Genomic DNA, 9,509 nt, shown 5'->3' on the forward strand with positions numbered 1-9,509 from the left:
CCCCTCCCGAAGGACGTGCCCGTGAACTTCCTGCACCGCGAACGCGCCGAACTCGAGGCGCTCATGCCCGGGTTGGACGGGGCGCTGGCCCGCCGCCCGCTGGCCGAACTGGAGCGGGCGCCCAGCCCGGCGATCGCCGCGTTCAAGGAGGCGGGCGGCCCGGGGCTGCTGGTGCCCACCGCGTACTCCGGCGCGGGCGCGAGCGCGCTGCAGGCCGTCCGGGTGCAGCGGGCGGTCGGAGCCCGCTGCCCCTCGCTGGCGGTGGCCACCACCATGCACCACTTCTCGGTCGCGGGCCTGGTCGAGGCCGCGAAGTACGGGGACGGCCTGGAGGGGGCACTGCTGGAGTCCGTCGCCAAGCAGCGGCTGCTGGTGGCCTCCGCGTTCGCCGAGGGCCGGGCCGGGCAGAACATCCTCGCCCCGCACCTCAGCGCCGAGCGCCGCGGCGACCGGATCGTGCTGAACGGCAGCAAGATGCCGTGCAGCCTCTCCCGCTCGATGGACCTGCTGACCGCCTCCGTCGCGCTGACCGGCCCGGACGGCGTCCACCGGCTGGCCGTCGCGCTGATCCCCGCCGCCACCCCCGGCATCAGCGTCCGCCCGTTCTGGGGCACCCACCTGCTGGCGGGCGCCGAGAGCGACGAAGTCCGGCTCACCGACGTCGAGTTGGACCTCTCCATGGTGGTCGCCACCGAGGTCACCGCCGACGCCGTGCCGGACGCCCTGAACGTCGCGGGCTTCCTCTGGTTCGAACTGCTGCTGACCGCGGGCTACTTGGGCGTGGCCAGCGCCCTGGTCGAACGGACCCTGCAGCGCCCCGGCGGCGCGGCGGACGACCCGGCGCCCCACCTCGTCCCGGTCGAGGGCGCGATGCTGGCCGTGGAGGCCGTCGCCCGGGCGATGGCGGACGAACCCCTGGACGAGGCGCTGCTGGTCCGCGCCCTGACCGCCCGCTACGCCGCGCAGGACGCCATCGCCGAGACCACCCGCAGCTGCCTGGCCGCGCTGGGCGGCATGGACTTCATCACCTCCCCGGACGCCTCCTACCTGGCCTCCGCCGCCACCGCCCTGACCTTCCACCCGCCCGCCCGCAGCAGGATGGCCCGCCCGCTGCGGGAGTTCCTGGACGGCCGCCCGCTGCGGATCGGCTGACCCGGTGGACCCCGGAAGCGGCCCCTACCGGGTCGAAGTACTGCGCAGCGTCGGCGAGTTGCCGCCCGGCCTGTGGGAACGGCTGGCCCCCGCCGACGACCCGATGTGGTCCCGGCCGGTCTTCGCCGCACTGGAACGCAGCCGGGTCGGCCCCGCCGGGTACGCCTACCTGCTGCTGCGCCGGGGCGGCGAACCCGTCGCGGTGCTGCCGCTGTCCCTCTTCCCCGACCTGCAACTGGACCGGATCGTCGGCCCGCACGAGCGCCGCCTGCTCGCCCCGCTGCGCCGCCGCGCGCCCCGCCTGCTGCGGGTGCCGATGCTGCTGTGCGGCCACCTGCTCGGCCAGGGCCGCCTGCTCGCCGCGCAGCCGCCGGACGAGGAGGCCGGACGGCTGCTGGTCGCGGCGGCCCTGGACCTCGCCCGGCGCGAAGGGCTGGGCACCGTGCTGTTCAAGGACTTCGCCGGGCCCGACCTCGCCCCGCTGCGCACCCCGTTGACGGAGGCCGGGTTCTTCCTCGCCCCCGCCCTCCCCGACACCGAACTCGCCCTGCCCACCGACTCGTTCGAGGAGTACCTGGCCGCGCTCCCGGCCAAGCCGCGGCGCAACGCCCGGGCCAAGATCCGCCGCTTCGCGGCCCGGCCGGGCCTGCGGATCGAGGTGCTGGCCGAGTTCGACCACCTGCTGCCCCACCTGCTGCCCCTCTACCGGCAGGTGATGGACCGGGCCGACCAGACGCTGGACGTGCTGGACCACGCCTTCCTGGCCGCCCTCGCCGCCGACCCCGCCAGCCGTCTGGTGGCCTGCTTCGACGAGGGCCACCAACCGGGCAGCAGAGAACGTCAGTTGGTCGGATTCCTGCTCTGCCTGTTCGCCGGGAACGGCGCCACCGGCGCCCGGATCGGCCTGGACTACCGCCTCGCGCACGAGAGCGCGCTCTACCACAACCTGCACTACGCGGCCGTCCGGCTGGCGATGGCCGACGGCTGCGGGCACATCCGCTTCGCCCAGACCGCGTACCCCCCGAAGACCGAGATGGGCTGCGCGCTGGTCGAGCAGTGGCACGCGATGACGCACCTGCGGCCGCTGCCCCGCGCCGTGCTGCGGCACCTGCTCCCGCCCGCGCTGGCCGCCGCCCGCGCCCAGGCCCTGGGCCTGCCCGACCACCGGTCCGCCCGCCCGTCGGAGCGCCCGCGCCACGGCCGGACCGACCCCAACCCCCCTGCCACCGCCCGCCGTTCCGAGGAGAGGCCCGCCCGTGCCGCACGTTGAAGTGGAGTTGCCCGTCGCCGCGCCGCCCGAGCAGGCCTGGCCGGTGGTGGTGGACGTCCTCGGCTACCCCGCCTGCATGGAGAGCGTGGACGCGGTCGAACTGGTCGAGCAGCCCGACGAGCGGCACCGCACCACCGCCTGGTCGGTCCGGCTGCAGGGCTCCGTGCTGCGCTGGACCGAGACCGAGGTGATCGACCACGCCGCGCGCCGCTTCGACTTCGAGCAACTCACCGGCGACCTGGGCGCGTTCAGCGGCCACTGGGCGGTACGAGCCGCGCCCGGCGGCGGCAGCACCGTCGCCCTGCACGTCGACTTCGACCTCGGCATCCCGCTGCTCGCCGAGATGCTCGACCCGGTCGCCGCGGACGCCCTGCGGGACAGCGCCGCGCAGATGCTCGCCGCCCTCGAACAGCGGATGCTCCTCCAGGGGGCCGCCCGGTGACCACGACCCTCCCGAACACGGCGACGGGCCCGGACGCCGGAACGGACGCGGGCCTCGTCTTCGACCGGCTGCGCCGCCACGCCTCCCCGAAGCTCGCCCTGACCGGCGGCTTCGTCGGGCGCGGCGCCGTCGAATCGGTCGCCGAGGGCTGCCGGGTGACGCTCTCCGACGGCCGCACCGCGCTGGACTTCGGCTCCTACGCCGTCACCCTGCTCGGCCACCGCCACCCCGCCGTCACCGCCGCCGTCCGCGCCCAACTGGACGCCATGCCGACCTCGACCCGCGCCCTGGCCAACCCGGTCGCCGCCGCGGCCGCGGCCCGGCTCAGCGGCTACCTCGGCGACGCGCTCCCCAAGGTCCACTTCGGCCTGAACGGCGCCGACGTGGTCGAAGTCGCGGTCAAACTGGCCCGGTTGGCGACCGGATGCCCCCGGGTGCTGGCCGTCCGCGGCGCCTTCCACGGCAAGTCGCTGGGCGCCCTCGCCCTCACCCACAGCCCGCTGTACCGGCGCGGCCTGCTCGGCAGCGAGGTCGACGTCGTGCACGTCGACGCCGAGGACCCGGCGGCGGTCGGCCGGGAGACCGCGGGCGGCCGGGTGGCCGCGATCGTCTTCGAACCCGTCCAGGGCGAGAACGGCGCGCTGCCACTGCCCACCGGGGTGCTCCGGCAGTGGTGCGCGGACGCGGCCCGCGACGGCGCCTTCGTGATCGCCGACGAGATCCAGTGCGGCCTGCGCCGCTGCGGCGAACCCTCGGTCGCCCTCGCCGACGGCCTGCCCGTCGACGCCGTGCTGCTCGGCAAGCCGCTGGGCGGCGGCGTCGCCCCGCTCTCCGCCCTGCTGTGCTCCGAGCGCCTGTACGCGCCGCTGGCCGCCGACCCGTTCCTGCACTCGGCGACCTTCGGCGGCCACCCGCTGAGCTGCGCCGCCGTCCCCGCCGCCCTCGACGCCATCGAGCAACTCGCGGACCACGGGCGCGAGTTGGCTGCCCGGCTGGACGCCGTGCTGGCCGACCTCCAGGCCCGCCACCCCGCGGTGGTGCGGGCTGTGCCGGGCCGCGGGCTGCTCCGCGGCCTCGACTGCACCTCCCCGCAGGCCGCGGGCACCACGGTGCTCGAACTCGCCGCCACCGGCCTGCTCGTCTCGCCCTGCCTCAGCCGCCCCACCACCGTCCGACTGCTGCCGCCGCTGATCACCACCCCGGCCCAACTCGCCGAAGCCGCAAGCATCCTGGACGCCGCACTGACCACCACCGCCCGCACCCTGCCCGCCACCAGCACCGAAGGAGCGCACCCCGGTGCCCACCCGTGAGGAACTCGCCGCCACCGTCCGGACGGTCGTCTCCGACGTGCTCGGCGCCGACCCGGAGGAACTGCGGGAACGGACCAGCCTGGCCGAGGAGTACGGCATCGACAGCCTCGAACTCATGGAGGTCGGCGCCCGGTTGGAACGCACCCTGCGCCTGCGGATCGACCCCGACGACCTGCTCTCGGCCCGCGACCTCGGCCACGCCGTCGACCTGCTGCACGCCCGCCTCGCCGACCCCGCCACCGCCGCACCCGGCAGCCGCACCGCCGACGCGGTGATCACCCTGACGCCCCCCGCCCCGGCTCCGGTCCCCACCCCGGCCGTCCCCGCCCCGGGCGGCCCCGCGTGAGCGCCCCGCACCGGCACCCCTCGGGCGGCCACCGGGTCGCCGTCACCGGCATCGGCCTCAAGACCCCCGCGGGCCACACCCTCGACCAGGTGTACGCCGCGGTGCTGGCCGGCCGCCCCACCGCCACCCGGGTCGAACGGCTGGTGGAGGCCGACCTGCCGGTCCACTTCGCCTGCCTGGTACCGGAGTTCGACCCCGAGGCGTACCTCAGCCGCCGCGAGGCCCGGCAGATCGACCGCCCCGCGCAACTGCTGCTGTGCGCCGCCGACGACGCCCTGGCCGACGCCGCCCTGCCCGCCGGGCAGCCGCGCGACCGGATCGGCGTCCAGATCGGCACCGGCATCGGCGGCCTGTCCAGCATGGAGGCCGCCACCGCGGGCTACGTCGACCGCCCCCGCGACCTGCCCGTGCACACCGTCCCCCGCACCATGGCCAACTCGCCCGCCTGCCGGGTCGCCCTGCGCCACGGCTTCCAGGGCGTCTGCACCACCTACTCCAGCGCCTGCGCCAGCGGCGGCACCGCCCTCGGCGAGGCCGCCCGCCGGATCCGGCACGGCGAACTGGACGTCGCGGTGGCCGGCGGCGTCGACGCGGCCGTCAGCACCGTGGTGATGGGCGCCTTCGCCCGGATGCGCGCCCTCTCCCAGCGCAACGGCCAACCCGCCCTGGCCAGCCGCCCGTTCGACGCCGACCGGGACGGCTTCGTGATGGGCGAGGGCGCCGCCGTCCTGGTCCTGGAGCGCTGGGAGTCGGCCCGCGCCCGCGGCGCCCGCATCCACGGCGAGATCGCGGGCTACGCCGAGAACTGCGACGCCTTCCACATCGCCGCCCCGCACGAGGACGGCGAGGTCGCCGCCCGCTGCATGCAGCGGGCCGTCGCCGACGCCGGACTCTCCCTCGCCGACATCGGCCACATCAGCGCCCACGGCACCTCCACCGTCCCCGGCGACCGCGCCGAGGCCCGCGCCGTCGACCGCTGCTACCGCGGCCAGTCCCCGCCGGTCACCGCCGTCAAGGGCGTCACCGGCCACCTGATCGGCGCCGCGGGCGCCCTCGCCGCCGCCCTCGCCCTGCACTGCGCGGCCCGCGGCCTCGTCCCGCCGATCGCCAACCTGCACCACAGCCCCGAGGCCGACCTGGTCGACCTCGTCCACGGCACCCCGCGCGCCGTCGCTCCCGCACCCGTCCTCGCCAACGCCTTCGGCTTCGGCGGCCAGAACGCCTGCCTGGTGCTCGCACCCCCCACCTGACCCGTCCGAGAGGGAGCCACCCATGCGCGTCCTGCTCACCGGGGCGACCGGTGTCGTCGGCACCGAACTCGCCCACCAGCTACGGGCCGCGGCCCCCGAACACGGCCGCCCGCTCGACCTCGTCCCCGTCGCCCGCCGCGGCGACGGCGTCGTGCACTGGCGGATGGGCACCGAACCGCCGCCCGCCGCCCTCACCGGGCACTGGGACGTCATCGTGCACGCCGCCGCCAGCACCCGCTGGACCCTCGGCCGCGACGAGGCCACCGCCGCCAACCTCGACCCGCTGCGCGCCGTCCTCGCCCTCGCCGACCCCGACACCCACCTCGTCCAGGTCTCCACCGCGTACGTCGGCGGCGACCGCAACCCCGAGGACCTGCGCGGCAGCGAGTTCGCGGGCTACCGCAACGGCTACGAGTGGTCCAAGGCCCGCTGCGAGGAACTCGCCCGCGAACTCCACCCCGGCCCGCTCACCCTGGTCCGCCCGCCCCTGGTGGTCGGCCGCCGCCGCACCGGCGAGATCGCCCGCTTCTCCGGCCCCTACACGATGCTGCAGGCCCTGGTCTCCGGCACCGCCGCCGTGGTCGTCGGCGACCCCGCCGGCCACGCCGAGATCAGCCCCGTCGACGAGGTCGCCGCCGCACTGACCGCCGCCGTCCTCACCCCGCCCCCCGACCGCCCCCGCACCGAGGTGATCGCCGCCGGGCCCGACAGCCTCGACCTCGCCACCCTGGTCGACGTCATCCTCGACACCCTCAACGCCTTCCGCGCCGCCCACGGCACCGCCCCCCTGGACCGCCCGCCGCTGGTCCCCACCGAGAGCTGGAACCGCTTCTTCCTCCCGCTCTGCGAACGGCACCTCTCGCCCGTCCAGAACCAGGCCGTCAAGCTCCTCGCCATGTTCCAGAGCTACACCAGCATGCGCCGCCCCTTCACCCCCACCTGGAAGGTCCCCGACCCGGCCACCGCCATGGCCGCCTCCGTCCACCACTGGGCCACCCGCCGCCCCCGCCTCGCCCTCGCCCGCCCCGAACCCTGGACCCTCCTCGGCCCCGGCCGCTGAACGCACCCGCCGGTGCGCCCAGCGGCCGGGGCCGCAGGGGGGCGTCCGTCGTCAGCTGGTGGTGCAGCTGACGGTGGGCCAGGTGGTGGAGCCGTTCTTCATGATGGTCATGCCCCAGTTGTTGCCGGAGCCGTTGGGGGTGGCGACCAGCTCCAGGACTGGCCCGCGGAGAGCGACGCCGTGCAGCCGCCGCCGGTGCCGCCGCCGCCCGTGCCGCCACCGCCGGTGCCGCCACCGCCGGTGGAGGAGCCCAGGGTGATGTTGGAGTTGCCGCTGCTCTGGTAGCCCTCGGTGGCCAGGATCTCGTAGTTCATGGTGCCGAGGTTCATGCCGTGCTGGGCCCAGGCGTCGAAGTGGTTGCCGACGCTGATGGTGCCGCCGGTGCGCTTGGACTGGCGGACGCTCCAGTACTGGTTGAAGGTCTTGTTGCCCTCGATGGAGGGGGCGTTGTAGCGGGTGGTCTCGTAGATGTCGTAGGTGCCGCCGTCGGTGGTGACGGTGCCCTTGTAGGTGCCGGTGGGCTTGTAGGAGCCGTAGTTCTCGACCACGTAGTACTCGACCAGCGGGTTGGTGGTCCAGCCGTAGAGCGACAGGTAGGCGTTGCCGTTGGTGCTCCAGGTGCCGGAGTACGTCACCGGGTTGCGCGAGCCGGTGCTCCAGCCCTTGCCCGCGACGAAGTTGCCGACGTTGGTCCAGGAGGTGGTGTAGTTGCCGCCGCCGTTCAGGGACATCGAGGACGAGCCGCTGCCGTCGCTCCAGAACGAGTAGAAGTACCCGCCGTCGTTGCCGGTCTGGTTGCTGCTGATGGTCGCCGCGTCGGCGGTGCCGGGCAGCAGGACGACGGCGGCCAGGGCGAGCGGGAGGATGCGGGCCTTGTGGGGGATCTTCACGGGGCGATCCGTTCTGTGGGTGGGTGGGGGAGCGGGCCGTGGGGGTCCGGCGACAGTGTTGGGCGGTGCCGGACGGGCTGTCAACACTTTCGACAGCAATTCCGAATGCGTCGGCTGTCTAGGAGTTGAGGTTCCGTCAGAGAAATTGCTGGTCAGAGCCGATGTCGCCGGACGAGAGAGAGGAGAGTCGAACGTCGCGCGTGCGCGTTCGATGGCGCCGGGCGGCCCAGTGGGACACAATTTTCGGTGAGGGTGCTTCGAAAGTTTCGAAACCGAAGGAGGGCATGGCGGGCCACCGGGGCGGTGGAATGCACGCCCGGGAGGTGGGGGATGCGCGGCCGTCGCGGCCGTTGAAGTACGTGCACGACTGAGTCGGTTCCGCTTTCCCCGCACGCCCCGGGGAAAGCGATTTCCGGCTGCCCGGAATCGGGTTCAGCTGGTGGTGCAGCTGACGGTGGGCCAGGTGGTGGAGCCGTTCTTCATGATGGTCATGCCCCAGTTGTTGCCGGAGCCGTTGGGGGTGGCGACCAGCCGCCCGTGCCGCCGGTGGTGCCGCCGGTGGTGCCGCCCGTGCCGCCGCCGCTGTCGGTGGGGGCGACCGCGTGGCCGGTCTGCGGGGAGATCATGCCTGCGCACAGGCCGCGGGAGGCCAGGTTCTGGGCGATCTGCGGGATGGCCGCGAGGGTGTTGGCGGGCCACTCGTGCATCAGGATGACCTGGCCGTTGCCCAGGCGGCCGACGGCCTGGACGATCGCGGCGGTGGTGGCGCCGTTCCAGTCCTGCGAGTCGACGTCCCAGATCACCTCGGTCAGGCCGTACTTGGCCTCGACCGTCTTCAGGGTCGCGTTGGTCTCGCCGTACGGCGGGCGGAAGAGCTTGGGCGTGCCGCCGCCCGCGTTGGCGATGGCGGACTGGGTGTTGCCGACCTCGGAGTCGATCTGGGCCTGGCTCTGCTGGATCAGGTGGGGGTGGGTGTAGCTGTGGTTGCCGACCCACATCCCGGCCGCCACCTCGGCCCTGACCTGGGCCGGGTAGGCGGCCGCGTACTGGCCCTCGTTGAACATGGTGGCCCGCAGCCCGTTCTGCTGGAGGGCGTTGAGCAGGGCGGGGGTGTGGTCGTTGGAGGGGCCGTCGTCGAAGGTGAGCCCGACGTAGCCGGTGCAGCCCGCCGCCCGGGCCGGGGTGGGGTCGGCGGCGGTGAGGGTCAGGCCGGTCGCCAGGGTGGCGGCGACGGCCAGGGCCGCGACCAGCGGGCGCGGCGAGAGGCTGGTGATGCGCATGGGGGTGCGACTCCTCGTGGTTCGCTGGGGAGCCCGGGAGGCGGATGGAACCGGCGACCCGGCTCGGGGAAGTCGGCGACGGCCGACTGCGACGAGTTTTGACCCGGACACTTCGAGTGTCAATGACCCGGTTGAAACTTTCTGCCGACATTCGAAAAATCGCAGCAATGGCGGCCGGAAACGGCGGGTGCGTCCCGCGCGGGGGCGCCGAACGCGGACCGATCGAGTTTCGGAGGTCGGCGTCGGACGGGGCCGACAGCGGGCCGGCGGTGGGTCAACGGGGGCCGACAGTGGGCCGACGGTGGGTCAACGGCCGGACGGGAAGCCTGGATCGGCCGTCGGCGGGTTCCGCGTCGTTGCGGGCCGACGGCCGATCGGCCCGTCCACCGCCCCTGCGCGTCCCGGAACGGGGCGCGCAGGGGCGGTGGACGGGGTACCGCGGACCGGGCGGGCGAAGCGGGGTGCCTCCCGGGCGGCGGAGCGGTGGGGTGGGGCGGTGGGGCGGTGGG

General features: G+C 74.7%; 7 protein-coding genes and 2 pseudogenes. 7 read left to right on the forward strand and 2 right to left on the reverse strand.

Going from position 1 to position 9,509, the window contains the following annotated elements; genetic code table 11:
• Nucleotides 1-21: 21 nt before the first annotated feature.
• From OO57_RS26255 to OO57_RS46945, 7 genes are read left to right on the forward strand one after another with little or no spacing between them, the layout of a single operon-like run.
• On the forward strand, nt 22-1,152 hold the full coding sequence (locus OO57_RS26255; protein ID WP_033255131.1) for an acyl-CoA dehydrogenase family protein: 1,131 nt from the start codon (nt 22-24) through the stop codon (nt 1,150-1,152).
• Nucleotides 1,153-1,156: 4 nt separating this feature from the next.
• Complete coding sequence (locus OO57_RS26260) at nt 1,157-2,422, forward strand: GNAT family N-acetyltransferase (protein ID WP_234337508.1); 1,266 nt, start codon at nt 1,157-1,159, stop codon at nt 2,420-2,422.
• Nucleotides 2,409-2,864 (forward strand): type II toxin-antitoxin system RatA family toxin, encoded by a 456-nt coding sequence (locus OO57_RS26265; protein ID WP_033255132.1) that lies wholly within the window; start codon nt 2,409-2,411, stop codon nt 2,862-2,864. The genes OO57_RS26260 and OO57_RS26265 overlap by 14 nt, the downstream gene beginning before the upstream one ends.
• Nucleotides 2,861-4,174, forward strand: a complete 1,314-nt coding sequence (locus OO57_RS26270) for an aspartate aminotransferase family protein (protein ID WP_051778266.1) — start codon at nt 2,861-2,863, stop codon at nt 4,172-4,174. Before OO57_RS26265 ends, OO57_RS26270 begins: the two co-directional genes overlap by 4 nt.
• Complete coding sequence (locus tag OO57_RS46940) at nt 4,161-4,520, forward strand: acyl carrier protein (RefSeq protein WP_051778267.1); 360 nt, start codon at nt 4,161-4,163, stop codon at nt 4,518-4,520. Before OO57_RS26270 ends, OO57_RS46940 begins: the two co-directional genes overlap by 14 nt.
• Nucleotides 4,517-5,770: a beta-ketoacyl-[acyl-carrier-protein] synthase family protein gene (locus tag OO57_RS26280; protein WP_051778268.1), complete on the forward strand. Its 1,254-nt coding sequence runs from the start codon at nt 4,517-4,519 to the stop codon at nt 5,768-5,770. Before OO57_RS46940 ends, OO57_RS26280 begins: the two co-directional genes overlap by 4 nt.
• A gap of 22 nt (nt 5,771-5,792) precedes the next feature.
• Nucleotides 5,793-6,830, forward strand: a complete 1,038-nt coding sequence (locus OO57_RS46945) for an SDR family oxidoreductase (RefSeq protein WP_033255133.1) — start codon at nt 5,793-5,795, stop codon at nt 6,828-6,830.
• Between the two features lie 51 nt (nt 6,831-6,881).
• Here the strand turns inward: OO57_RS46945 and OO57_RS38630 are convergent.
• Together OO57_RS38630 and OO57_RS26295 are read right to left on the reverse strand one after the other, a co-directional pair.
• A pseudogene (locus tag OO57_RS38630) lies at nt 6,882-7,720 on the reverse strand (glycoside hydrolase family 11 protein).
• Nucleotides 7,721-8,152: 432 nt separating this feature from the next.
• Nucleotides 8,153-9,000, reverse strand: a pseudogene (locus tag OO57_RS26295) (polysaccharide deacetylase family protein).
• Between the last annotated feature and the right edge of the window lie 509 nt (nt 9,001-9,509).

The sequence above is a fragment of the Kitasatospora phosalacinea genome, from assembly GCF_000717185.1.
Taxonomy (GTDB): Bacteria; Actinomycetota; Actinomycetes; order Streptomycetales; family Streptomycetaceae; genus Kitasatospora; species Kitasatospora phosalacinea_A.

Bases quoted from the DNA above. Each gene is read 5' to 3' on its own strand.
- OO57_RS46945 (WP_033255133.1), top strand. From the start codon at position 5,793: ATGCGCGTCCTGCTCACCGGGGCGACCGGTGTCGTCGGCACCGAACTC.